Annotated in this window: 25 protein-coding genes; 15 read left to right on the top strand and 10 right to left on the bottom strand. The window is 60.5% G+C overall.

Annotated elements, in window-relative coordinates; all coding sequences use genetic code 11:
• The first annotated feature begins 174 nt into the window (after nucleotides 1–174).
• From gyrA to ASTEX_RS15380, 3 genes are read left to right on the top strand one after another with little or no spacing between them, the layout of a single operon-like run.
• Nucleotides 175–2,931, top strand: a complete 2,757-nt coding sequence (gene gyrA / locus ASTEX_RS15390) for a DNA gyrase subunit A (RefSeq protein ID WP_013480557.1) — start codon at nucleotides 175–177, stop codon at nucleotides 2,929–2,931.
• A gap of 35 nt (nucleotides 2,932–2,966) precedes the next feature.
• Entirely contained in the window at nucleotides 2,967–3,458 is a 492-nt protein-coding gene (gene coaD / locus ASTEX_RS15385; RefSeq protein WP_013480556.1) for a pantetheine-phosphate adenylyltransferase, read from the top strand.
• On the top strand, nucleotides 3,458–4,291 hold the full coding sequence (locus ASTEX_RS15380) for a peptidylprolyl isomerase (RefSeq protein ID WP_013480555.1): 834 nt from the start codon (nucleotides 3,458–3,460) through the stop codon (nucleotides 4,289–4,291). The genes coaD and ASTEX_RS15380 overlap by 1 nt, the downstream gene beginning before the upstream one ends.
• Before the next feature lie 100 nt (nucleotides 4,292–4,391).
• Here the strand turns inward: ASTEX_RS15380 and ASTEX_RS15375 are convergent, their stop codons facing one another.
• Genes ASTEX_RS15375 through ASTEX_RS15365 form a run of 3 tightly spaced genes read right to left on the bottom strand, consistent with a single transcriptional unit; the run spans nucleotide 4,392 to nucleotide 5,758 of the window.
• Nucleotides 4,392–4,835, bottom strand: a complete 444-nt coding sequence (locus ASTEX_RS15375) for a COG3650 family protein (RefSeq protein ID WP_013480554.1) — start codon at nucleotides 4,833–4,835, stop codon at nucleotides 4,392–4,394.
• Nucleotides 4,835–5,059, bottom strand: a complete 225-nt coding sequence (locus tag ASTEX_RS15370; RefSeq protein ID WP_013480553.1) for an NF038104 family lipoprotein — start codon at nucleotides 5,057–5,059, stop codon at nucleotides 4,835–4,837. The genes ASTEX_RS15375 and ASTEX_RS15370 overlap by 1 nt, the downstream gene beginning before the upstream one ends.
• Entirely contained in the window at nucleotides 5,060–5,758 is a 699-nt protein-coding gene (locus ASTEX_RS15365; RefSeq protein WP_013480552.1) for a pirin family protein, read from the bottom strand.
• 175 nt (nucleotides 5,759–5,933) lie between these two features.
• On the opposite strand from ASTEX_RS15365, the gene ASTEX_RS15360 reads away from it, so the two are divergent.
• The 3 genes from ASTEX_RS15360 to ASTEX_RS20575 all read left to right on the top strand — a co-directional run bounded on the left by ASTEX_RS15360 (nucleotide 5,934) and on the right by ASTEX_RS20575 (nucleotide 6,989).
• Nucleotides 5,934–6,542 (top strand): helix-turn-helix domain-containing protein, encoded by a 609-nt coding sequence (locus tag ASTEX_RS15360; RefSeq protein WP_013480551.1) that lies wholly within the window; start codon nucleotides 5,934–5,936, stop codon nucleotides 6,540–6,542.
• Nucleotides 6,543–6,690: 148 nt separating this feature from the next.
• Nucleotides 6,691–6,840, top strand: a complete 150-nt coding sequence (locus ASTEX_RS21145) for a helix-turn-helix domain-containing protein (protein WP_085930496.1) — start codon at nucleotides 6,691–6,693, stop codon at nucleotides 6,838–6,840.
• Nucleotides 6,819–6,989: a hypothetical protein gene (locus ASTEX_RS20575; RefSeq protein ID WP_013480550.1), complete on the top strand. Its 171-nt coding sequence runs from the start codon at nucleotides 6,819–6,821 to the stop codon at nucleotides 6,987–6,989. Before ASTEX_RS21145 ends, ASTEX_RS20575 begins: the two co-directional genes overlap by 22 nt.
• Nucleotides 6,990–7,011: 22 nt before the next feature.
• On the opposite strand, the gene ASTEX_RS15355 is transcribed toward ASTEX_RS20575, so the two are convergent.
• Both ASTEX_RS15355 and ASTEX_RS15350 read right to left on the bottom strand, forming a co-directional pair.
• Nucleotides 7,012–7,554: a glutathione peroxidase gene (locus tag ASTEX_RS15355; RefSeq protein ID WP_013480549.1), complete on the bottom strand. Its 543-nt coding sequence runs from the start codon at nucleotides 7,552–7,554 to the stop codon at nucleotides 7,012–7,014.
• A gap of 86 nt (nucleotides 7,555–7,640) precedes the next feature.
• Nucleotides 7,641–8,183 carry a DUF4142 domain-containing protein gene (locus ASTEX_RS15350; protein ID WP_013480548.1) on the bottom strand — a complete coding sequence of 181 codons (543 nt, stop codon included), beginning with the start codon at nucleotides 8,181–8,183 and terminating at the stop codon, nucleotides 7,641–7,643.
• 556 nt (nucleotides 8,184–8,739) lie between these two features.
• On the opposite strand from ASTEX_RS15350, the gene ASTEX_RS15345 reads away from it, so the two are divergent.
• Complete coding sequence (locus ASTEX_RS15345) at nucleotides 8,740–10,665, top strand: S9 family peptidase (RefSeq protein WP_013480547.1); 1,926 nt, start codon at nucleotides 8,740–8,742, stop codon at nucleotides 10,663–10,665.
• A gap of 143 nt (nucleotides 10,666–10,808) precedes the next feature.
• Here the strand turns inward: ASTEX_RS15345 and ASTEX_RS15340 are convergent, their stop codons facing one another.
• Both ASTEX_RS15340 and ASTEX_RS15335 read right to left on the bottom strand, forming a co-directional pair.
• Nucleotides 10,809–11,903, bottom strand: coding sequence for a hypothetical protein (locus tag ASTEX_RS15340; protein ID WP_013480546.1), 1,095 nt, complete (start codon nucleotides 11,901–11,903; stop codon nucleotides 10,809–10,811).
• On the bottom strand, nucleotides 11,900–12,697 hold the full coding sequence (locus ASTEX_RS15335; RefSeq protein ID WP_013480545.1) for a DUF72 domain-containing protein: 798 nt from the start codon (nucleotides 12,695–12,697) through the stop codon (nucleotides 11,900–11,902). The genes ASTEX_RS15340 and ASTEX_RS15335 overlap by 4 nt, the downstream gene beginning before the upstream one ends.
• A gap of 105 nt (nucleotides 12,698–12,802) precedes the next feature.
• On the opposite strand from ASTEX_RS15335, the gene ASTEX_RS15330 reads away from it, so the two are divergent.
• Both ASTEX_RS15330 and ASTEX_RS15325 read left to right on the top strand, forming a co-directional pair.
• Nucleotides 12,803–13,489: a peptidoglycan DD-metalloendopeptidase family protein gene (locus ASTEX_RS15330; RefSeq protein ID WP_013480544.1), complete on the top strand. Its 687-nt coding sequence runs from the start codon at nucleotides 12,803–12,805 to the stop codon at nucleotides 13,487–13,489.
• The gene (locus ASTEX_RS15325; RefSeq protein WP_013480543.1) at nucleotides 13,489–14,106 is read left to right on the top strand and encodes a pseudouridine synthase; all 618 of its coding nucleotides are present in this window, start codon (nucleotides 13,489–13,491) and stop codon (nucleotides 14,104–14,106) included. Before ASTEX_RS15330 ends, ASTEX_RS15325 begins: the two co-directional genes overlap by 1 nt.
• 159 nt (nucleotides 14,107–14,265) lie before the next feature.
• Here the strand turns inward: ASTEX_RS15325 and ASTEX_RS15320 are convergent, their stop codons facing one another.
• The gene (locus ASTEX_RS15320) at nucleotides 14,266–14,784 is read right to left on the bottom strand and encodes a superoxide dismutase family protein (RefSeq protein ID WP_013480542.1); all 519 of its coding nucleotides are present in this window, start codon (nucleotides 14,782–14,784) and stop codon (nucleotides 14,266–14,268) included.
• Nucleotides 14,785–15,079: 295 nt separating this feature from the next.
• Here ASTEX_RS15320 and ung point away from each other — a divergent pair, with 295 nt between their 5' ends.
• Nucleotides 15,080–15,793 carry a uracil-DNA glycosylase gene (gene ung, locus ASTEX_RS15315; RefSeq protein ID WP_041659402.1) on the top strand — a complete coding sequence of 238 codons (714 nt, stop codon included), beginning with the start codon at nucleotides 15,080–15,082 and terminating at the stop codon, nucleotides 15,791–15,793.
• 52 nt (nucleotides 15,794–15,845) lie between these two features.
• On the opposite strand, the gene ASTEX_RS15310 is transcribed toward ung, so the two are convergent.
• On the bottom strand, nucleotides 15,846–17,519 hold the full coding sequence (locus ASTEX_RS15310; protein ID WP_041659400.1) for a methyl-accepting chemotaxis protein: 1,674 nt from the start codon (nucleotides 17,517–17,519) through the stop codon (nucleotides 15,846–15,848).
• Nucleotides 17,520–17,822: 303 nt separating this feature from the next.
• Here ASTEX_RS15310 and ASTEX_RS15305 point away from each other — a divergent pair, with 303 nt between their 5' ends.
• Genes ASTEX_RS15305 through fghA form a run of 3 tightly spaced genes read left to right on the top strand, consistent with a single transcriptional unit; the run spans nucleotide 17,823 to nucleotide 20,552 of the window.
• Nucleotides 17,823–18,932: an S-(hydroxymethyl)glutathione dehydrogenase/class III alcohol dehydrogenase gene (locus ASTEX_RS15305; protein ID WP_013480539.1), complete on the top strand. Its 1,110-nt coding sequence runs from the start codon at nucleotides 17,823–17,825 to the stop codon at nucleotides 18,930–18,932.
• Nucleotides 18,932–19,693 (top strand): GNAT family N-acetyltransferase, encoded by a 762-nt coding sequence (locus ASTEX_RS19465; RefSeq protein WP_013480538.1) that lies wholly within the window; start codon nucleotides 18,932–18,934, stop codon nucleotides 19,691–19,693. Before ASTEX_RS15305 ends, ASTEX_RS19465 begins: the two co-directional genes overlap by 1 nt.
• Before the next feature lie 10 nt (nucleotides 19,694–19,703).
• Nucleotides 19,704–20,552: an S-formylglutathione hydrolase gene (fghA, locus tag ASTEX_RS15295; protein WP_013480537.1), complete on the top strand. Its 849-nt coding sequence runs from the start codon at nucleotides 19,704–19,706 to the stop codon at nucleotides 20,550–20,552.
• Here the strand turns inward: fghA and ASTEX_RS15290 are convergent.
• Nucleotides 20,542–21,099: a hypothetical protein gene (locus ASTEX_RS15290; protein ID WP_013480536.1), complete on the bottom strand. Its 558-nt coding sequence runs from the start codon at nucleotides 21,097–21,099 to the stop codon at nucleotides 20,542–20,544. The two genes, fghA and ASTEX_RS15290, sit on opposite strands and share 11 nt — an antisense overlap.
• Nucleotides 21,100–21,274: 175 nt before the next feature.
• Between ASTEX_RS15290 and ASTEX_RS15285 the strand changes: the two genes are divergently transcribed.
• Nucleotides 21,275–22,594, top strand: coding sequence for a hemolysin family protein (locus ASTEX_RS15285; RefSeq protein WP_174266579.1), 1,320 nt, complete (start codon nucleotides 21,275–21,277; stop codon nucleotides 22,592–22,594).
• A gap of 172 nt (nucleotides 22,595–22,766) precedes the next feature.
• Nucleotides 22,767–23,384, top strand: coding sequence for a 30S ribosomal protein S4 (rpsD, locus tag ASTEX_RS15280; protein ID WP_013480534.1), 618 nt, complete (start codon nucleotides 22,767–22,769; stop codon nucleotides 23,382–23,384).
• The last annotated feature ends 7 nt before the right edge of the window (nucleotides 23,385–23,391 follow it).

Genomic DNA, 23,391 nt, shown 5'->3' with positions numbered 1-23,391 from the left:
GCGCTTCAAGGCCGCTGAACAGGCAAAATAAATGTTAACAGGCGGGCTCTGAATTCCCCTAAAACGCCTTCCGGATTTGGGGATTAGTCGCAAAAGTGCTACGGTGCGCGTTAACCAGTGCGCCGACGTGTGATTCCCGTCCGGTGCTGATGACTATGCAATGAAACGGGCTTCATGACCGATACTCCTGCTTCCGGCCTGCCGACGCCGCACGGTATTTCGCACGTCACCATCGAGGATGAACTCAAGCGTTCCTATCTCGACTACGCCATGAGCGTGATCGTTTCGCGCGCCCTGCCGGACGCGCGTGACGGTCTAAAGCCCGTGCACCGGCGCATCGTCTACGCCATGTACGAAGAGGGCCGTACCCACGACAAGAAGTACGTCAAGTCGGCCAATATCGTCGGTGACGTGATGGGTCGTTACCACCCGCACGGCGATGGCGCGATTTATGACGCCCTTGTGCGGATGGCGCAGCCGTTTTCGATGCGCCTGCTGCTGGTCGACGGTCAGGGCAATTTCGGCTCGGTCGATGGCGATCCGCCGGCGGCCATGCGTTACACCGAAAGCCGCATGACGCGCGCGGCTGAGTCGTTGATTGCCGATATCGACAAAAACACGGTCGATTTCAACGACAACTACGACGGCGCCCGTCAGGAGCCGTCGGTGCTGCCGTCGCGCATTCCGAACCTGCTGGTCAATGGCGCGGGCGGTATCGCGGTCGGTATGGCGACCAATATCCCGCCGCACAATCTGGGTGAAATCATTGAGGCCTGTCTGGCCATGCTCGATGATCCGGAGGTCAGCACCGAGACCCTGCTCGGCATCGTGCCCGGCCCGGACTTCCCGACGGGCGGTGAAATCCTTGGCCGTTCCGGCGCGCGTCAGGCGCTGCTGACCGGTCGCGGTTCGGTCATCATGCGCGGTAAGGCCTCGGTCGAGACCATCCGCAAGGACCGCGAAGCCATCATTGTCACCGAACTGCCCTATCAGGTGAACAAGGCGACTCTGATCGAGCATATTGCGGAAATGGTGCGCGAAAAGCGGATCGAAGGCATTTCCGATATCCGTGACGAATCCGACCGTCAGGGGATGCGTATGGTCATCGAGCTGAAGCGCGATGCGTCCGGTGACGTCATCCTCAATCAGCTTTACCGTTATTCGGCGCTGCAAACGAGCTTTGGCGTCAATATGCTGGCGCTCAACCACGGTCGTCCGCAGCAGATGGGCCTGCGTAAGTTGTTGGAAATCTTCCTTGATTTCCGCGAAGAGGTGGTAGTCCGCCGCACACGCTTTGAACTGAACAAGGCGCGCGACCGGGGCCATGTGCTGGTCGGTCTGGCCATTGCAGTAGCCAATATTGACGAAATCATCCACATCATCCGCTCATCGGTCGATCCAACCGAGGCCCGCGAACGCCTGACGGCAAAGAACTGGCCCGCCGGGGACATGTCGCCGCTGATCGAGTTGATTGCCGACCCGCGGTCGATCGTCTTTGAAGGCGGTGAGGTGCGGCTGACTGAAGAACAGGCGCGCGCCATTCTGGCCCTCACCCTGTCGCGTCTGACCGGCCTGGGTCGCGATGAAATCTTCGGCGAAGCCCGCACCCTGGCGGCCTCTATTGCCGAATATCTCGCCATCCTGTCGTCGCGCGAACGCATCCTCGGCATCGTGCGTGAGGAACTGGAAGAGGTGAAAGCCCTCTATGCCGAACCGCGCCGCAGCCTGATCGTCGATGGCGAAGCCGACATCGAGGACGAAGACCTGATCCCGCGTGAGGACATGGTGGTGACCGTGACCCATTCGGGCTACGTCAAGCGCACCCCGCTCAGCGCCTATCGCACCCAGCACCGCGGCGGTAAGGGCCGTTCGGGCATGGCGATGAAGGACGAGGACGCCATCACCGGCATCTACGCCGCTTCGACGCACCAGCCGATGCTGTTCTTCTCGTCTACGGGTAAGGCCTATAAGCTGAAGGTGTGGCGTCTGCCGCTCGGCACGCCGCAATCCAAGGGCAAGGCCTTCGTCAACCTGCTGCCGCTGGACAAGCACGAGACGGTGACCAATATCCTAACTTTGCCGGAGGATGAAGCCGCCTGGGATCGTCTGGATATTGTGTTCGCCACGCGCTCCGGCGACGTGCGCCGCAACAAGCTGTCGGATTTCGTCAACGTCAACCGCGCCGGCAAGATCGCCATGAAGCTCGAAGAGGGTGACGCCATTGTCGGCGTGGCCCTGTGCACCGAGGATCAGGACGTGTTGCTGTCCACCGCATCGGGCCGCTCGATCCGCTTCGCCGTCGATGAGGTCCGCGTGTTCAAGGGCCGCGACTCCACCGGCGTGCGCGGCGTGCGTCTGGGTGAGGACGACACGGTCATTTCCATGGCCATTCTGCGCCGCGTTGAGGCCACGCCGGCCGAACGCGCCGCCTATCTGAAGCACGCGGCTTCGCTGCGTGCGGCGGTGACGGGCGAAGGCGAAGAGGCGACGGTGGTGGTCGAAGAGGAGGCTGAAGAAGGCGCGGAAGACGCCTCGCTGAGCGTCGAGCGCATCGCCGAACTGGGGGCAGCCGAAGAGTTCATCCTGACCATCGCTGATACGGGCTTTGGCAAGCGTACCTCGTCTTATGATTATCGTCGCACCGGTCGCGGTGGTCAGGGCATTGTCGCCATCGACCTGTCGAAGCGTGGTGGCAAGTTGGTCGCCTCCTTCCCGGTCGAAGACACCGATCAGCTTCTGCTGGTCACCGATGGCGGGCAACTGATCCGCACCCCGGTGTCGCAGATCCGCGTGGCGGGCCGCAATACGCAGGGTGTGACCATCTTCCGCACGTCGGGCGAAAAGGTCGTCTCGGTCGAACGTCTGGCCGAAACCGCCGAAGAGGACGGCCCGGACGAGGCTGAGCTTGCCAGCGGGGGCGATGCCGGATAAGGCTTGCCCCACTGAAAGATAAGGAGCCACATCAGATGGCCAAAAGGATAGGGCTCTACCCCGGAACCTTCGACCCGATCACCAACGGACACTCGGACATTATCGGCCGGGCGGTTAAGCTGGTCGATCATCTAGTGATCGGGGTGGCGCGCAATACCGGTAAGGCACCGGTCTTCACGCTGGATGAGCGGGTCGAGATGTTGCGCGAAAGCTGCGCTCCGTTCGCCGATCGCGTCGAGGTCTTGCCCTTCGACAGCCTTTTGATGCACTTTGCCGAGGAACTTGGGGCGTCTGTCATCATTCGCGGCTTGCGCGCGGTGGCCGATTTCGAATACGAGTTTCAGATGACGGCGATGAACCAGCAGATGAACCGTGAAATCGAGACGGTGTTTCTGATGGCTGATCCCCGACATCAGGCGATTGCGTCCCGATTGGTCAAAGAAATAGCCCAATTGGGCGGCAATATCGCGCCGTTCGTTTCAAAAAGCGTCGCTGAGCGGCTCTTGGCTAAGGTTGGAAAAGAGTAATGACGTTTAAGATGGGGGCTGCGCGCGCGGCAGGTCTGGCAATCGCCGCAACGCTTCTGGCGGGTACCGCTTTGGCGGCAACGCCGGGCTATCGTCCGGTGGATGCCGACAATACTCTGGTGATCGACACGAACAAAGGCCGTGTCATCGTTGAAATGTATCCCGAACTGGCCCCTCAGCACGTTGAGCGCATGAAGACGCTGACGCGGCAGGGTTTCTATAACGGGCTGAAATTCCACCGCGTCATCGAAGGCTTTATGGCTCAGACCGGCGACCCGAAGGGTACCGGCGAGGGTAATTCCGAATTGCCGAATGTCCCGGCCGAATTCATCATTCGCCGCGATGCAACGCTGGATATCGTTCCGCTGACGACCGAGCGCGGTGTGCTGACCGGGTACGTCAAGGCCCTGCCGGTACAGTCACAGGTCAATGACCTGATGGCGATTACCAAGGACAGCAAGGTCGAAACCTGGGGTCTTTACTGCGCGGGAACGCTGGGTATGGCGCGGGCAGGGGACGTCAACTCCGCCAACAGCCAGTTCTTCCTGATGCGCTCCTATACCGATGCGCTGGAGCGCAAATATACGGCCTTTGGCATGACGCTTGTGGGGCTGGATGTGGTGCGCAAGCTGAAGCTGGGTGAGCCGCCGGTTGATCCTGATGTGATGACCAAGGTGCAGATACTGGCCGACATGCCCGAAGCCGTGCGCCCAAAGGTTGAGGTGATGGACACTCGTTCGTCCGAATTTGCCGCCGTAGTCGAAGCCAAGCGCAAGGCCAGCCCCGCAGGCCTTACCGGCTGCGATGTGCCGGTTCCGGTCAAGGTGAACTAAGCCGCGCAAGTTATTGAAAATAAAAAGCCTCCCATGCTGAATTGACCCCTAAAAGTTGGACACCAGCTTTTGTGGGTCAGTTCATGCCGGGAGGCTTTTTTTAAGGCTTCTCGCTTTCCAGTCGGGTCGTCGGGGTGGCGCACCCCTTGAGCACTTCGTCCCCGAAATTGACTTCGGCGGTCAGCGGATAGACGCGGTCGCTCATGCCATCGGAACAGGTCTGAGCAATTAGGGTCAGGCTGATTTCGTTCGACAACAACTCAGCACGCTTGGGCCCGCTTTTGTCCTTGTTGATTTCGAACAGGTGACGCGGGAAGACCTGCGCCTCGTCGCCGGGCCGTTCAAAGGTAACATCACGTTCGGTCAGGCTGAGCGACCAGAAGGGCTCGGTGCCAATCACGCTCAGCGGCGCGTTGAGATCGACACCGGCCAGAGAATCGACCTGAGTCGATTCGGGTTCTGGTGGCTTTTCGATCTTTGGTCCGCAGGCGGCGAGGGCAAGAAGGGACGCAAGCGCGACCGGGCGCCAGGCAGACAGCCGCATCAGTCCTTGTCCTTCTTGTTCGTCTTGTCTTTTTTATCCTTCTTTTTGTCGTCACCGTCAGGAATGGCGGCGCCTACGACCTTCCCCGTGGTGCCTATGACCGCTCCCGTTACCCCCACGGCGGTGCCGACCGCCGCGCCGGTGACGGCTACGGCCGTACAGCCCTGTATCAGAGGAGGAAACCCGATCAGGGCCGTGAGGGTAAGGAGCGGTTTCAGTCGCATCTAGGCAGCATCCAGAAGAAGAATTTCGGCGTCTTCGAGCGCTTCGAGGGTCAGCTCATCTTCGTCGATGATGGCCGCCCCGTCGCGCGCGTTCAGCTCAAGTCCGTTAAGCTTAACACGTCCGGCGGCTAAGACCACGTAAACATGACGGCCTTTTTGCGGCGCGTAGGTTTCCGACTGACCACTGAGGAGCGTCGCCCCCAGAAGACGGGCCGGGGTGTTGATCTTCAGCGCCTCGGCATCGTCATCAAAACCCGACGCCAGTGCCACGAACTTGCCCGCCCGGTCGCTTTTCGGGAAGGGCTTGGCCCCCCAGCGCGGGGCGTGACCGCGTTTGTCGGGGATGACCCAGATCTGGAAAATCTTGGTCAGCACGTCCTCGACATTGTATTCGGCGTGGCGGATGCCGGTTCCGGCCGACATCACCTGAACATCGCCGGCTTCGGTGCGGCCGCGATTGCCCAGATTGTCTTCGTGGGTGATGGCCCCTTCGCGAACATAGGTAATGATTTCCATGTCGGCGTGCGGGTGCGGCGGGAAGCCCGACTTCGAGTCGATTTCGTCGTCATTCCACACGCGGATTGACCCCCACCCCATATTGTTGGGGTCGTAATAGTCGGCAAACGAAAAGTGGTGACGGGCGTTCAACCAGCCGTGCTTGGCGTTATAGAGCTTTTCAAAGGGGCGATGCTGGATCATGGCGTAGGCCTTTCGCAATAAAGGTAGCTGTTGAGCGTCAATATAGGCGCATACAGCGTTGCGCATAGGGGGTGAATTCAAAACGCTTCGTTGCTATAAATGCAACTTGGGACTTGAAATAGGGCTGTTGTCTGCCGCTCGCTTGCGGCAGTATGCTGCAAGCGGGAGGCGAGATTTGGACAAGGCGCTCATCTACGGACAGGCTCTGGCGCAGTTACGGATGCGGGCGCGTCTGTCGCAGGACAAGGCGGCGGAGGCCGCCGGTACGTCGCAGCCGACCTGGGCGCGCTATGAAAGCGGCGACAGTCGGGCCTTTCTCGACCGTCTGGCTGTGCGTTCGAAAGTCGTGCGGGCCCTGGGGTTTAGTCTGCGGGATCTGGAGGCCGAGGCCGAATTACTGGCGATCGATATGCCTTATGGAACGCCAGAGGGGTCGCAGGGTTTTTCGGCGGGGTTTTCTGCCTCTGGTGGCGTCGATCTGGCCCCCTTCCATCGGCCCGGTCTGCAACAGGTCCGCATCCAGACGGACGAACTGAGCCCCTATCTGCGTGCGGGCAGCCTCGCCATCTATGACACCGAGCGTTTGCCGCTGCCGGGGGAGGGGGTGATCGTCCGCCTGCGTGATGGGCGCAGTCTGCCACGCTTTTATGTGCGACAAGCGGCCGAACTGTGGGTCGAGTATTGGGTGGCAGAAGGCGATGCACACCGGCGGGTGATACAAAGCCTGAATATGGCCGATATTACAGGGATTTACCCCATTGTCCTGCGCGGCGAGACTGACTAAACTGCATCAAACGCATAAAATGAATTGACAATCTGCACGTGTGTTGACATTCTCACTCTTGTAAGGGGGGAAGCGTTATGCGCGAGACAGGTCATCCGGTTGATGTGGCGGTGGGACAGAATATCCGCCTGATCGGTAGGCGCGTGGTCTGACGCAGGAAAATCTGGCGGCGGGTCTGGGCGTCACCTTTCAGCAGCTACAGAAGTACGAAAAGGCCGCCAACCGCGTCAATTGCTCCATGCTGATCCGCATTTGTGAACAGTTGGGGCGCACCCGATGGACCTGTTGTCGCCGGTGAATGGCGTCGCCCATCCGCTGACGGATACGCCGTGGTATCGCGACGCGCAGATCGTACATCTGGTGCAGCCGCGATTGTTACCGGAACTGCGCCGCCTCAGCCGCGTGCAACTGCACACGCTTTTGATGGCGGCGCGAGCGTTTGCCTGACGTCGGCTTCGAAAAGTGGGGTTTAAGCCGCCAGCGCCTTGTTGAGGGCGTCGATCAGGCGCACATCGTCCGGGGCGACGTCTGGTGAGAAGCGCGCCACGACCTTGCCCTCGCGGCCGACGACGAACTTTTCGAAATTCCAGAGGATTTCGCCGCGCGGGGTCGGGGGGAAGCCATAACCGGCAAACTTTTCGCGCATCAGCTCAGCCCCGGCGGCGTCGGGCCAGGCTTCGGTGAGGGCCGCATAGAGCGGATGTTTGTCCGGCCCGGCGACACTGATCTTGGAGAAGAGGGGAAAGGACACGTCAAACGCGGTCTGGCAGAAACTGGCGATCTCCTGATCTGTACCGGGCTCCTGTCCCATGAAGTTGTTGGCGGGAAAACCGAGGATTTCCAGACCCTGCGCGTGTTTGTCGCGATAGAGAGCCTCCAGCGCCTCATACTGAGGGGTCAGGCCGCATTTCGAGGCGACATTGACAACCAGCAACACCTTACCGGCATAGTCACCCAGCGACGTTTCAGTCCCATCAATCCGCTTCAGCGGGATATCGTGCAGTGCGCCCATCAAATCCTCCGTATATTGAGAAGGATAGGCGATCCCTCCGGCCATGCAAACGAAAATCCGCCTTGATCACAGACCGTTGAGAAGACTCAGGCCGCCGAAGCCCGCGCCGTCGAGAGCGTCGGCGCAAACTGGCTCAGGTGGTATTTCAGATAGTCACACAGGGTCAGGGCATAGATGTTGAGATTGGCCATCGGCGTGCGCGTGCGCAGGAAGCGTTCGCACAGGCTCAGCATGTCGAGATAGAGGCGGTTCTGGAACTGGATATAGTCGATATCGAAATGCCCGGCCTCGCTCAGTTGCAGGGCGTCGATCTCGTCCTGTTGTTCGGGAGACGGCAGGTAGTCGGGCGTCAGCGACGACCCGGCCTTTTCCAGCGCCGTCAGCAGGGCCTCGTTCATCCACACGTGGCTTTCGCCCATATGGCGGGCATAGGCGCGAATATCGGCGCATCCTGAACGCAAGGCAGCCGTGCGGTGGGCCTGAATGGCGACGGCGTTGAGGCGCGAGACAAGGCCGACAAATATATCGACAATGTTCGGCACCGACGCCCCGGACAGGGTAGAGCGCGGGGCACGACGAAGCGGCAAGGCGTATCTTTGGCGGCGGGCAGACAGCAGTTGCGTGGTCATCAACCTCTCCCCTAAGAAAAAACGATACAGTGTCTGCTTTTTTGAAGAGGGCCGTCGGCGTCTGTTCATCGGTCGTCCGCCAGCCCTGACCATCATGATATATAGCGGAATGATTTTTACCGGAATCATTCCGCTCAAGCCGCCATTGAGGCGGCGGCCAAGGTGGCAAAGCCACCGCCCGGCGAGGGGCGAAACAAAAGCTGGAGCATTATGTTTCTACCAGAAATCATAATGATCCAGGGGTAGGGCATTCGGCCATTGAGCGTTTCCGAGAGAAGATGCGCCGACTTTCCGGCGCAATCGTGGCGTTAAACAGTTCGGATTGGGGCGCTTTTTGCGATCTGTTGATCCGTGATCCGGATATTCGTCTATTTTGCAGACTTACCGTTGAAGGCGATAAGAATGACATGGGCGGCGCGTTAATCGTGATAAGGTGATGGTAAATTCTCCCGTCACGCTGTGCGATGGAACCTTCTGAAGGGGGCATAAAAGTCGTTTCAGATGTTCCAGGACTGTGATTTAGTCAGTCCTCATTCTCAGATGGGAGGCTTTGATCATGCGTACATCCCTGTTGACTCTGGTTCTGGCGGCAGGTGTGTCGCTTATGCCGATGATGGCTTTGGCCGATGCCGAAAAGCCAGCCAATCTGATCGCCGATGGCATTCCGGCGGTCCCGGACAGCATTGTCGCCGCCACGCGGCCCTATATGGAGTTCCGCACGGCCAGCTTCCGCGGCTGGGACCCGACTGACCGTTCGATGCTGATTTCGACGCGCTTTGGCAATACGGCGCAACTGCACAGCGTCAGGATGCCGATGGGGGCGCGCACCCAGATCTCGTTTGAGGCTGAGCCGGTCAGCGGGACCTTGTCTCCGAAAGGCGACGTGCTGCTGGTGTCCAAAGACACGGGCGGCAATGAGTTTTTTCAGCTCTATACGCTCAAGGACGGTCGGCTGACCCTGCTGACCGACGGCAAGAGCCGCAATAATTTTCAGGGCTTTTCCAGAGACGGTGAGCTGATCGCCTATAGCTCGACCCGCCGCAACGGCACCGATACCGACCTTTATGTAATGAACCCGCGCGACCCGAAGACCGACCGTATGGTGGCACAGGTCAGTGGTGGCGGATGGGGGTTTGCGGACTTTGCGCCGGACAAAAAGACGGCGGTGGTCGCGAAATATATCTCGGTCACCAAGTCCAACCTCTATCTGCTGGACCTCCAGTCGGGGCAGATGACACCCATCGGTGACCACAAGACCGACATTGCCTGGGGCGGGGTGCAGTTTGCGCCGGACGGTACATTGTGGGTGACGTCAGATATCGGCTCTGACTTTCAGCGGCTGGGGACGCTGGATATAAAGACGGGCAAGTTCACGCCCAAATCACCCGATCCCAAATGGGATGTCGAAAGTTTCGACATCGCCGATGACGGCAGCTTCATCGCCTATTCGGTCAATGAAGCCGGTGTCTATCGTCTGAAACTACTGGACCCGAAGACGGGCACATCCACGCCGGTCACGTCCCTGCCGAAAGGCACGGTGGGTGGGTTTGACATCGCGCCGTGGGATGAGATTGGCGTCACGGTCGCTTCGGCCAAGGCGGCGTCGGATGCCTATTCGATTTATCCCAAAACCATGACGGTGAAGCGCTGGACGCAATCAGAGACGGGCGGGCTTGACCCCAATGTCAATGCCGAGCCGGAATTCATCGAGGTCACCTCGTTCGATAAGGAAAAGGTGTCGGGTTTCCTCTATCGGCCCGACCCCAAAAAATTCCCCGGCAAGCGGCCGCTGATCGTCAATATTCACGGCGGGCCGGAAGGGCAATCGACGACCGGTTTCCTTGGGCGCAACAACTACCTACTCAATGAGCTGGGTATCGCCATCTTCTATCCGAACGTGCGCGGCTCGACCGGCTTCGGCAAGCGCTTTGTCTCGCTCGATAACGGGCCGTTTAAGCGCGAGGATTCGGTGAAGGATATCGGGGCCTTCCTCGACGTTCTTGAGACAGATGCGGGCCTTGATGCCGCGAAGTTTGCGGTCACCGGCGGCTCCTATGGCGGCTATATGTGCTACGCCGTGGGTATCCGTTACGGCGCGCGTCTGAAAGGCGCCAACTGCGTGGTGGCCATTTCCAATTTCGTTACCTTCCTCGAAAATACCCAAAGCTATCGCCGTGATCTGCGCCGCGTCGAATATGGCGACGAGCGCGACCCGAAGCAGAAGACCAAGCTGCTGGAGATTTCGCCCATGACGCGGGTCAGTGAGCTGCGGGTGCCGCTGATGGTGGTCACCGGGGCCAATGATCCGCGCGTGCCCAAGTCGGAAGCCGATCAAATCGTCGAGGCCGTGCGCGCCCGTGGCGGGCTGGCCTGGCATCTGGTGGGCATGGACGAAGGGCACGGCTTCGCCAAGAAGGCCAATCAGGACTATCAGTTCTGGACTAGCCTGATGTTCTGGCAGAAGACTCTGCTGGGGGAGTAAATAAACCTCCTCCACCTGCGTTAGCGGGGAGTTGCAGAGCCTGTCGAGGCAGAGGGGGCATAGCCGTCGTTTTGGCCCCCTCCGTAAGCTCATTTCATTCGCTGCCACCTCCCCCGTACGCTTCGCTACAGGGGAGGAGATATTTACAGCAAGCCCTTAGTCTTAAGCGCTGCGATCGCTTTCACCAGCGCCGCCTCATCGCCCGCGCTGACCAGGGCCTGAATACGGTCGGCCCCCAGTTCGGCCAGTACGACGTGGCGGAATTTCATCAGATAGCCGCTGACCTTGGGGTCATAGCCAAAGCGCGGCGCCAGCCTTTCCAGAACGGTGTCGGCGGTTTTTTCGGCGGCACCGGAATGGATATAGCCGGCGTCGGATTCGTTATGGATGAAGCATTCGCGCCAGACGCCGGTTTGGCCCGTTACCCCTTTGCCCCAGTTGATCTCCAGACCGTTCGGGCCTTCGCGCAGATACCCGGCTCTGACCGGATCGACGCGGGCGATGATGGCGGCGGCTTCCACCCAGGTGGCGACCTTTGTCGCGCCGTCACCGACCGGTGCCGTGTGGGCGCAGGCCTGCGTGATCACCAGACGCGGCGACAATTGGCGCGCTATGCTCTCAGCCAGACCGAGCACATGGTGCGCGCCCGTGCCATTGGCCCCGCCGATGCGTAGTTCGGCTAAGGTGGTGCCGTCGGCCTGCCACTGAAAAACCAGCGCCTTAGCCCAGTCGTGCCACAGGGCGGCGGCCGAGACAAGGCTGGCGTCCACGGGCAGGCCCGCGCTTTCGCTGTAGAGCGCCGACAGGGCCGCGCCAGAGCGCTGATTGAAGCGTTCATGCTCCGGCAAACCGCCGGGCCAGCCGTGGTGCGAATGGAGAGGCCCGCCGGGGGCGGCCACAAACGGCTGAGCGAGGGTGGGGCAGGCGCTGCCGTCAGCGGTCACCGGCGGGAAGACCCCGGCGGTGGTTTGCGGGCCGGTGTCCGCAACAAAGCCGCGCGCCGCCAGCCGCGTCACGATGACCGCCTTGCCTTCGGCGGTCAGCCCGGCGCGATGGCGCAGGCAGGTGTTTGGTGTCAGGGCGTCAACGGTTGCGGCGCGGATTTGCGGGTCCGTTAGTCTCTGAGCTGTTTTCTGTAAGCTATTGTAATCCTTGCGTGCACGCTCAGCGACGTGCGGTTCGGCGGCCATGACTGACGTGGTGCTCAAAAGGACGAGGCTCAGGGCTAAACGCTTCATTTTATTTTCTCGATCAGGGCCATGGCGGCGTGCGGGTTCTTCACCTTATCCCCGCTGATGACATAGGCGAAGACGTCGCGCGTTTTAGCGCCGGTTTCGTGACGGTTTCTTTCGCCGACGCAGGCAATATCGTCGGGCACTGTGCCGTTTTCGATGGCCTTTAGCCGCCCCGACCATTCATCGAGCGCGGCTTGCGCATAGCCGACCGGCTCGTTTTCCTCGGTGCCCAGCAGGCGCAGATAGGCGAAGTCTGCCGTCTGATCGCCGATCTGCGGGAAGTCCTCGTCAAAGGCATTGACCACGGCCACCTTATAGTGGCGCGCCATGTCGATAAATTCCGGCGTCTGAAAGGTCTGGCTGCGCACCTCGACCGCGTGGCGCAGGCTTACCCCGTCGTATGAAGCGGGCAGAAGTTTCAGAAACGCCTCGAAATCTTCGGCATCGAACTTTTTGGTGGCCATGAACTGCCAGTTGATCGGCCCCAGCTTGTCCTTCAGCTCAGTGACGCCGGAGGTGATGAACTTCTCAATCGACTCCCCGGCTTCGGCCAGTACGCGACGATTGGTGGTGTAACGTGAGCCCTTGACGCAGAAGACGAAACCGTCTGGCGTCTCGTCGCGCCATTTGGCGAAGGTTTCCGGTTTTTGCGCACCGTAATAGGTCGAATTGATCTCGATGGAGGTCAGCTTGCGGCTGGCATAGTCCAGTTCCTTTTTTTGCGACAGGCCGTCGGGATAGAAGGTGCCGCGCCAGGGCTCAAAGTTCCAGCCGCCGATACCGATATAGATGCTCATGCCTGCCTCCGTTTAGGGTGGTGCCACTATCTACGGCCAATGGACAGGCGCTGTCAGTATGAAAAAGCGGTAGGGTTGCGCCGACATTGCCGTTAAAGTGCTGCCATGATGTCTTTGACTGCTTCTGAACGGCTGGCCGCCTATCAACAGTGGCTGGCTGAGCGCCCCGAACCCTGCGCCGCGATTATGGCGGGACTTGAAACCGCCCGTCCGATCCGCCTCGATGCCGCGGGGCTGAGGGCCGAAGGCTGGGCGGACGATATGCCGCGCGGCTGGACCGTGAAGGCGGGTGAACCGCTGCGCGTCGGGGGCTACGACGAGGATCGCGGGATATACGACAGCGACGTCTTTGCCGGAGACGGCGGTGAACGGCGCACCGTGCATCTGGGGATCGACCTGTTCGCTCCGGCGGGCTCAGAGGTGTTTGCGCCTCTGGCCGGGTCCGTGCATTCGTTTCAGGATAACAATAATATCAAGGACTACGGCCCGACGGTTATTCTACAACATGAACCACGGTCCGGACTGATCTTCTGGACGTTGTATGGGCATCTCAGCCGCGATAGTCTTGATGGCCCGTTCCCCGGCCAAGCCTTAGACGCGGGTGAGAGGCTGGTGCATCTGGGCGATGACAGCGTCAATGGCGGCTGGTCGCCGCATCTGCATTTTCAGGTGATCCTTGATCTGGGCGGACGGTCAGGGGACTTTCCCGGTGTCTTCAAACGCTCTGAGCGTGACCTATGGAAACAGGTCTGCCCTGATCCAAGGCCATTTTTGGGGCTGACGCACCTGTGATGACGCCGCTTTATGCCGACGATAGCGTGCTGGTTTTCGACAAGCCGGCGGGTCTGCTGTCTGTGCCGGGACGCCTGCCGGAAAACAAGGATTCGCTGGCCCTGCGTGTGCAGGCCCTGTGGCCGGACGCTCTGATCGTGCATCGGCTGGATATGGCCACCTCTGGCCTGATCCTGATGGCGCGTGGGGCTGAGGCACACCGCAGTCTGTCCATCGCCTTCGCGGAACGGCAGGTCGCCAAGCGCTATGTGGCGGTGGTCGCCGGTGAGGTGGCCGCCGAGCAGGGCGAGGTCGATCTGCCGCTGATCTGCGACTGGCCCAATCGCCCGCGCCAGAAGGTCGATCATGAGGTCGGTAAACCCTCCCTGACCCGCTATGCGGTGCTGGCGCGCGAGGCGGGGCGCACGCGGGTGGCGCTGGAACCGGTTACCGGGCGCTCGCATCAGCTCCGGTTGCATATGATGGCGCTGGGTCATCCGATTCTGGGCGATGAGTTCTATGCGCCGGACGAGGTCCGCGCGCTCAGCCCGCGCCTGCTGCTCCATGCCGAATATCTGGCATTTCCGCATCCGGCAGACGAGCGCAGGATCGAAGTCGCCGCCGCAGCTGCGTTTTGAAACTTACCGGTTTCTTATGGGCGGGCGCGCTTCCCCGATGGGATCGCTATGCGTGAGGCGTCATAGTCACGGGGTGAGAGTTCTCATTGAAGTCTTTTCTGGGTGACTTCCCTGAGCCACTGCCCCTTCCGGCCTACCGGAAGGGGCTTTTTTATGGGGCTATTTGACCACCGCACAGGCGACACGCGCCCCGGCCCCGCCGATGGGCTGGCTTGAGTAGTCGTCGGGCGACGCGTGGACGACGACCGCCGCGCCGTCGGCGTCGTTCAGGGCCGACTTACCAGGGGTGGGCGCATAGCTGACCAGCGACGAGAAGATTTCGGCCTTGGCCACGCCGTCCTTACCGGCATAGATATTGGTCAGGTCGCCATCGTCATTGGCGGCGGGGTTGAGTAGGCCGTGCACCAGCGCGCCGTGGCTGGCGTCATGGACGTGACCGCCGGAATTCTGGAACTTGGCGGTGTCGCCGCAGTCGCCCTTGGCGTGGAAGTGCACGCCGTGCCAGCCTTCGCTGAGGCCTGTCGCTTCGATACGCAGGATAACGCCCTTGGGGGCTGGGGTGACGGTGACGGTGCCGATGGTCTTGCCATCATTTCCGATCAGGTCTGACGTCGCCGGGGCGGCAAAGACCGGTGTAGCAGCGACGATCAGGGCCGCGGCGAATGCGAATGTGCGCATGGAAATTCCTTTTTCATCTTAATACCAACGGCCGAAGATGCTAACCGCATCCGGCCGTTAAAAGCTCAAGACTGTCTCATATGTGTTGGAGGCATGAGACAGTCTCGAAAGGAATACCAAGGGTCATTTTCAATGACCTTGGTATCACCCGCCCGTGCTCAGTCTCTCACGCTTGCGAACGGTTATCAATTGGTCTTTAGGGTTTTACGCAGGCCGGGGGATGACCCGTCGGCTTGACGCCTTCGCAGAGTCGGTGTCCGTTCGGGCCATTCTACCGTACAAGAGGATATATCGTTTGACAGCCACCCCCACCACGGACGGCATCAGCCTCGAACCCGGTTGGAAGGCGGCGCTGACGCCGGAATTCCACAGTCCGTACATGCAATCGCTCAAGGCCTTCCTGAAAGAGGAAAAGGCCCACGGCAAGCGCATCTTCCCCAGGGGCAGTGAGTATTTCCGAGCGCTGGACCTCACGCCGCTCGATAAGGTCAAGGTCGTCATTCTGGGGCAGGACCCCTATCACGGCGAAGGTCAGGCGCACGGCCTGTGTTTCAGCGTGCGGCCGGGCGTGCGTATCCCGCCGTCTCTGGTCAATATTTACAAGGAGATGCAGAGCGATCTCGGCATCCCGCCCGCGCGACACGGCTTTCTGGAACACTGGGCCAGGCAGGGCGTGCTGCTGCTCAACAGCGTGCTGACGGTTGAGGAGGGCAAGGCGGCCGCGCATCAGGGGCGCGGCTGGGAAAAGTTCACCGACGCGGTGATTGCCCGCGTCAATGCGTTGCCACAACCCGTCGTCTTTATCCTGTGGGGCGCTTATGCGCAGAAAAAAACCGCCTTTGTCGATGCCTCGCGCCATCTGGTGCTGAAATCGGCACACCCGTCGCCTTTGTCAGCGCATAACGGCTTTCTGGGCAGCCAGCCATTTTCCAAAACCAATGCCTGGCTTAAGGCGCAGGGCGTGACGCCTATCGACTGGAAGCTGCCGGACAATCCTCTGGACGCATAAGAACGCCCGCCGGAGGCACCGGCGGGCGTTTTAAGTGCTTTCAGTATCGGGCTTAGGCGGCGCGCAGGCGCTGCACGAAGGCCACGACCTCGCCTTGCAGGTCGGCAGAACGTTCTTCCAGTTCCGACGACAAGCCCAGCAGTTGCTGCGCCGCGTGGCCGGTCATCTGGGCCGCCTGATCGACGCCCGAAATATGACCGGTCACGTCGCGCGTGCCGGTGGCGGCGCGGTTGGTATTGGCGGCAATTTCATTCGTCGCTGCGCCCTGTTGTTCGACCGAGGCCGCAATCGAGCCGGTCAGGCCGCCAATCGTCTCAATCGTCCGCACGATGGCGTCGATGGAGCCGACCGTGACCGCCGTTGCCGACTGGATTTCCGAAATCTTGGCACGGATGTCGTCGGTGGCCTTAGCGGTTTGTTGCGCCAGTTGCTTCACTTCGGAGGCGACGACGGCAAAGCCCTTACCGGCTTCCCCGGCGCGCGCCGATTCGATGGTGGCATTGAGCGCCAGCAGGTTGGTCTGAGCGGCGATGGCCTGAATGAGGTTGATGACCTCACCGATCTGCTGAGCGGCGGTCGAAAGCGTCTGAATGGCTTCTTCGGTCTTCTTGGCTTCTTCGACGGCGCTCTGTGTCACTTCGGCGGTACGCACAACCTGATGGTTGATTTCACCGACGCTGGCCGACAGCTCTTCGGTAGCGGCGGCGACGTTTTGCACGTTGTTGGCGGCGTCGATAGCGGCCTGCGACACCGAGGCGGCGCGGTGCGATGCGTCTTCGGCCGTCTCATTGAGGCCGCGGGCGGCTTCGGCAACGGTGCGCGACGAGGAGATAAAGCGCGTAGCCAGTTCGCCCATGTGCTTTTCAAACTCAGCGGCGATGCGGTTACGTTCGGCCATCAGTTCCTGATAGGCGCGCTTTTCGGCCATCTGCTGCTCGACCTTGAGCTGTTCGGCTTCGGCGGCGCGGTCGCGCAGCACGCGGATCGAACGCCACAGGCTGCCGATCTCGTCTTTCGCGGTGTGCTCCGGGATCGGCGTGTCGTAGGCGCCTTCGGAAATGCGCGTCACGCTGCGGTCGATGTTCTGAATCGGGCGCGAAATGACCTTGATGGCGACCCACAGAGACACGGCCAGTAGGGCCAGAATGCCGGTGACGGCCATCAGCAGGAAGAGGGTGGAACGGGTCTGGCTGTAGGCGGCGACCTCAGCCTGCGATTTTTCCAGATCGGCACGGATGGCGGTCACCATCGCGTCGATGTCTTTCTGGAAGCCCGAGCGGTTGGCGCGGTTGGCCTCGTTATTACCGAGCGCATTGGCCTCTTCCGGGGCAATGTCGCGGCCGACACGGGCGATTTCGCGGCGGAAGGTGATGAATTGCTGCGCCTTGGCTTCGACGGCGGCAAAAGCCGGCAGTTCGTTGGGCTCAAGCGTGGCCTTCCACGAGGTCAAAAGCGCCTGAATATCGTCGAGGCCCTTATCGACGCCATCGGCGAACTTCTTGGCCTTTTCGGTGCTTTCGGCCATGTAGACGCCGCGCGATTCCATCACCACAAGGGTGACGAGGCGGTTGAGCTTTTCGCCGTTATAGGCGTTTTGGTTGGCATTGCCGTAACTGGCCAGGATCTTGTTGTAGTCGCCGATGGTGGCCAGCCCCAGACCGGTAATGGCCGAAGCGATGATGGCGAAGGCGGCGACCAGCGCCAGAATCTTGAACTTGATACTCATTTTTTTTACCCCGAACTCTGTCCGGAAGATGTGGCCGTCCGCGTGTAAAGGCGGACGGCGCACGCCCTCGTTCAATAACAAGGTTACAATCTAGCCTCAGAGTCTTAAGGCTTTCTGACCGGGAAATTGGGATCACAAAATTTTGTTTTGTAATACAGCATGATACATATGGTTTCTATTTACCTTAAGCGGATGAAGCCGGGGCAGAGCGCGGTGTGGCTTTTATAGGGGGTAAAGGCCGGATAGGGCTTGCCCCGCGTCAAGCAGGGTCTTAGGTTTGGCAGCAGATTTAGGGAGACCACCATGAAGACCCGTGCTGCCGTCGCGTTTGAAGCCAAAAAGCCCCTTGAAATTGTCGAGGTCGATCTGGAGGGGCCGCGTCACGGCGAGGTGCTGGTCGAAATCAAGGCGACGGGCGTGTGCCACACCGACGCCTACACGCTGGACGGTCTGGACTCGGAAGGGCTGTTTCCGTCCATCCTGGGTCACGAGGGCGCGGGCGTTGTGCTGGAGGTCGGCCCCGGCGTCACCTCGCTGGAGCCCGGTGATCACGTTATCCCTCTTTACACGCCGGAATGCCGTCAGTGTAAATCCTGCCTTAGCCGCAAGACCAACCTGTGTACCGCCATTCGTGGCACGCAGGGCAAGGGGCTGATGCCGGATGGCACGTCGCGCTTTTCCTATAAGGGGCAGGCCATCCATCACTATATGGGTTGCTCGACCTTCGCCAATCACACGGTCCTGCCGGAGATTGCGCTGGCGAAAATCCGCCCCGACGCGCCGTTCGACAAGGCCTGCTATATTGGCTGCGGCGTGACGACCGGCGTCGGCGCGGTGATCCACACGGCGCAGGTCGAGCCGGGGGCCAATGCCGTGGTCTTCGGTCTGGGCGGCATCGGGCTGAACGTCATTCAGGGTCTGAAGCTGGTCGGTGCCGACAAGATCGTCGGCGTCGATATCAACGACTCCAAGGAAGAGTGGGGCCGTCGCTTCGGCATGACCCACTTCGTCAATCCGAAAAAGGTGTCGGGCGATATCGTCGCGCATCTGGTCGAGCTGACCGGCGGTGGGGCGGACTACACGTTCGACTGCACCGGTAATGTCGAGGTCATGCGTCAGGCGCTGGAGGCCTGCCACCGTGGTTGGGGCGAAAGCATCATTATCGGCGTGGCGCCGGCCGGGGCGGAGATCAAAACCCGCCCGTTCCAGCTTGTGACCGGGCGCGTATGGAAGGGCTCGGCCTTTGGCGGCGCGCGCGGCCGCACCGACGTGCCGAAGATCGTCGATTGGTACATGGACGGCAAGATCGAGATCGACCCGATGATCACCCACACCCTGCCGCTGGAGCGCATCAATGAGGCCTTTGACCTGATGCACGCCGGCGAAAGCATCCGGAGCGTGATCGTATTCTGATGGAAGAGGACGACGACTTCGAAATCGAGCACGTCGAACCCTATAGCTGCGTCTTCTGTTCCGAGCCCATCGAGGACGAAAACGCCGCCGTGACCCTGACCGCGACGTGGATGCCGCACTGGCGCGCCGCCAAGTTTTCGCCTCTGGCGCAGGACTTCTGGTGCCATTCGGCGTGCCTGCAAAAGAACTGGCACGGGTCGTGGCCGTGGGAACCGCATGTGCTGTTCGGCGTCGATACGGGCGATGACCGCGACTATGCTGAGTCGCTGGCGCTGACCGTTGCGCGGCCTGAAGATCGCGCCGATATCGAAGACATGCTGGGTCTCGCGTACGAAGAAGGTCTGCACCGGTCCTACGGCTCTGATCTGGTCGAGGAGGTGCTGCCGTTCCTGACCGTGCTCGATCCGGCGCTGCTGACCTGCGGCACGTTTTACGTTATGGCCGATATGGACGGACAAATCGCCGCCTGCGGTGGCTTCACCCGCGAAGCCCCCGGTTCGGGCGAAGTCATCGAAGGCGTTGCCCACATCCGCCACTTTGCCACCCATCCGGACTTTGCCGGGTTTGGTGTCGGCAGCCGTCTGTTCCAGCACTGCCTCAAAGAGGCCAAGGCAGCGGGCCTGCGGGAATTTGTCTGTTATTCCGGGCTCAATGCCGAAGGTTTTTACCGGACGCTGGGCTTCAAGCGTGAAAATCTGATTGAAATTCACATGGCGGAGGGCGTCATCCTGCCCGGTATCCTGCTGCGCCGACTGATCTGAGGGTTTAATCATGGACATTACCGCGCAACACCGCCTGTTCGGCGGCACGCTGAGCTTTGTGAAACACGACTCAGCCGCGACCCAGACGCCGATGGCGCTCAGCGTCTTCGTACCCGAAGGTGAAGGGCCATTCCCGGTGCTGATCTGGCTGTCGGGCCTGACCTGTACCGCTAACAATTTCACGGAAAAGGCCGGGGCCTATAAGCGCGCTGCCGAGTTAGGTCTCATGATCGTGGCACCGGACACCTCCCCGCGCGGCGCCGATCTTCAAGGTCATGCGGTCGCCAATGATGAGGCCTATGATCTGGGGCAGGGGGCAGGCTTTTATGTCAACGCCACGCAAAGCCCGTGGGCGGCGCATTTCCAGATGGAAACCTATGTCACGCACGATCTGCTTGAGCTGATCGCGGCGGAGTTCCCGGCGGATATGAGCCGCCTTGGCTTATCCGGCCATTCAATGGGCGGGCACGGCGCGCTGACTCTGGCCATGAACTATTCGCATCTGTTCAAATCGGTTTCGGCCTTTGCGCCCATTGCCTCGCCCGTTCACTGTCCTTGGGGGCAGAAGGCGATGGAAGCCTATCTTGGCCCGTCGCACGAGGCGTGGGAAACATACGATGCAGCCCTGCGTCTGGCCAAGGGTAAGGCCCTGCCGTTCGATGAGATTCTGGTCGATCAGGGGCTGGCCGACCCCTTCCTGGAAACCCAACTGATGCCGCATCTGCTGGAACAGGCCGCGGGGGTGGCGGGGCAAAAGCTGACCCTGCGTCGCCACGAAGGTTATGACCACAGCTACTATTTCATCGCCAGCTTCATCGATGAGCACCTCGACTTTCACACCCGCCGGCTTAAGGCTTAAACCGTTTCATGTGTGAGCGATTGCGCGTGATCCGGTTTTCAGTGGCATCATCGGTAAAATCTATTTCTTTCAGCGTAGTATAGGCATTGTCCTGATATGTCATCGTAACGCGGATACTTGCCGGGCGGTCATCGTCCGTGGCCGTGCTGTCGAAATAGAGGGTCCAGTTTTCCGCCGTCGCCCCCTTGGCGAGGCTCACCGTTTCGCGGTCTTCCGAGGCGGGTTTGCCCTTACGGAAGCTGGCGCTGGCCAGCGTCTTGTCGTTCGGTTCAAAGCCTGAGAGGCTGTAGATATAGACAATGCCGGTCTTGGGCCCGTCATCATAACGTGAGGTCTCCAGAACCGTCGTCTTGTCCTCAAGCACCTTTACCGTGCGGTTGACGGGCAGGGCGAACCATTTATCGCTCTGATAGTCTCGGTGTTCCAGCGCCCCGCTCCATTCGCCCTCAAGGCTGAGCAGGGCCTGTTGTGGGGTGAGATCGGCGGCGTGGGCCGCTGAGGCCAGAACGAAAAGAAGGCCGGAGCCCAGCGCAGCACTCAGTTTCATCGGGGTTTTCCGGTGAAGTATAAGAGGTGCGTTCGAGCCACGGATACGGATCGAATAACGAAACTGTTAAGGTATAATCCGCAAAGCGCATGCCTAAAATATTGCGCCCGCTCAGTTTAGTGACTAGCATAGCCCGCGGAGCCGCAGGATGGCTTCGTTCCGGATCTTCCCCCCAATGTTACTCCTTGCCTGTGCCGTCGTCCTCCTTCTGGTGGTGCTGAACGGCATATTTGCCATGTCCGAACTGGCCGTGGTGTCGTCTCGCCGTGCCAAGCTGCAAAGCCGTGCCGACAAGGGGGACAAGGGGGCGCAACAGGCGCTTAAGCTGTCGCAGGACCCGACGCGCTTCCTGTCGGCGGTGCAGGTCGGCATTACGCTGATCGGTATTCTTGCCGGTGCCTATGGTCAGGCCACGATTGCCAGTGAGCTGGATCACCTGCTGGAACACAACTTCCCAACGCTTGCCCCCTATAGCGAGGCCTTGGCCACCGGTATCGTCGTTGTGCTCCTGACCTATCTGTCGCTGATTGTTGGCGAGCTGGTGCCCAAGCGCGTGGCACTGATCTTCCCGGAAACCATTGCGGGTATCGTCTCACGTCCGCTGTCGTTTCTGGCCATGTGCATGGGCCCGTTTGTGACACTGCTGACCGGCTCGACCACATTGGTCCTGCGTCTTCTGGGTATCCGCGACGAAAAGGGAGAGACCATCACGCAGGAAGAGGTGGAAACCGCTCTGGCCGAAGGTATGGGCGCGGGCCTGATCGAGCCGGCGGAACAGGCCATGATGACCGAAGTGATGCGCCTGGGTGACCGGCCGGCGCGCGTAGCCATGACGCCGCGCCCCGAAGTGTACTGGATTTCCATTGATGACGAAGAAAAGGTCATCCGCAATGACATCCGCGCCTGCCCCTATTCGCGCATCGTCGTTGTGCGCGGTCAGGACATGGAAAACCCCATCGGTATCCTGCATAAGCGCGATGTGGCCGATACGCTCTTGAGCGGTGAGCCGCTGGATCTGCAAAAGCTGATCGCCGAGCCGATCTATATCCCCGATACCACCTCGCTCCTTCAGGCGCTCGACATGTTCAAGGCGTCGAAGCTGCATATAGCCTTTGTGGTCAATGAGTTCGGCACTATCGAAGGCGTGCTGACGCCGACGGACCTGCTGGAAATGATCGCCGGTGACTTCAATGAGGAGCACGACGACGAACAGCCGATGATCCTGCACCGGGAGGACGGCTCGTGTCTGGTCGATGGCCGCGCCGACCTGTTCGAGCTGTCGGAAGCGCTGGATGAGGCCTACGAGCCCGGCACAGGTTACCACACTGCGGCGGGTCTGGTCCTGCACCGTCTGGGTCGCTTCCCCAAGGAGGGCGAAATCCTGACCCTGGGCCATCATCGCGTCGAGGTGATCGACATGGACGAACGCCGCATCGACAAGCTGCTGTTCACCCCCATCCGCAAGCCGGAAAAGGACGAGGCGGACGAGGAGTAGGCCGGGTTTGGCGCGGCAGCGGCTTGACTCTGCGCGCCGATGACGCCATAAGCGCCGCTTCTCCTGCTTACCCTCGGTAGGCGGGCCATTACGGGTTGATCCTGAACCGCCGTTGAAATCGCTGTCTCACACTCTCGTGGGACGCCGGACAGGGTTATATAAAGGTAAGACTATGTCGAAGCGCCACAGCGCCAAGTACAAGCTCGACCGCGCCATGGGTGAAAACCTGTGGGGCCGTCCCAAGTCCCCCGTCAACAAGCGCTCCTACGGCCCCGGCCAGCATGGTCAGCGTCGCAAGTCCAAGGTTTCGGACTTCGGCCTGCAACTGCGCGCCAAGCAAAAGCTGAAGGGCTACTACGGCAACATCACTGAGAAGCAATTCTCGAAGATCTACGAAGAGGCCGATCGCCGCAAGGGCAACACCTCTGAGAACCTGATCGCGCTGCTGGAGTCGCGTCTGGACGCCATCGTCTATCGCTGCAAGTTCGTGCCGACCGTGTGGGCGGCCCGTCAGTTCGTCAACCACGGCCACGTGCTGGTCAATGGCAAGAAGGTGAACATCGCCTCTTACCGCGTGAAGGTCGGCGACGTGATCGAGGTCCGTGAGCGTTCGCGCAACATGGCTCTGGTGCTCGAAGCCCTGCAATCGCCTGAGCGCGACGTGCCGGATTATATCGAACTGGACGCCAAGGCGATGAAGGCTACCTATCTGCGCCTGCCGGAACTGTCGGAAGTTCCGTATCCGGTGAAGATGGAGCCGAACCTGATCGTCGAATATTACTCCTCGTAATACTCGA

Origin of the sequence: Asticcacaulis excentricus CB 48, from assembly GCF_000175215.2 — a bacterium.
Lineage (GTDB): Bacteria > Pseudomonadota > Alphaproteobacteria > Caulobacterales > Caulobacteraceae > Asticcacaulis > Asticcacaulis excentricus.
The sequence above is the reverse complement of the archived record's forward strand: the minus strand, read 5'-3'. Positions and strand labels throughout refer to the sequence as shown.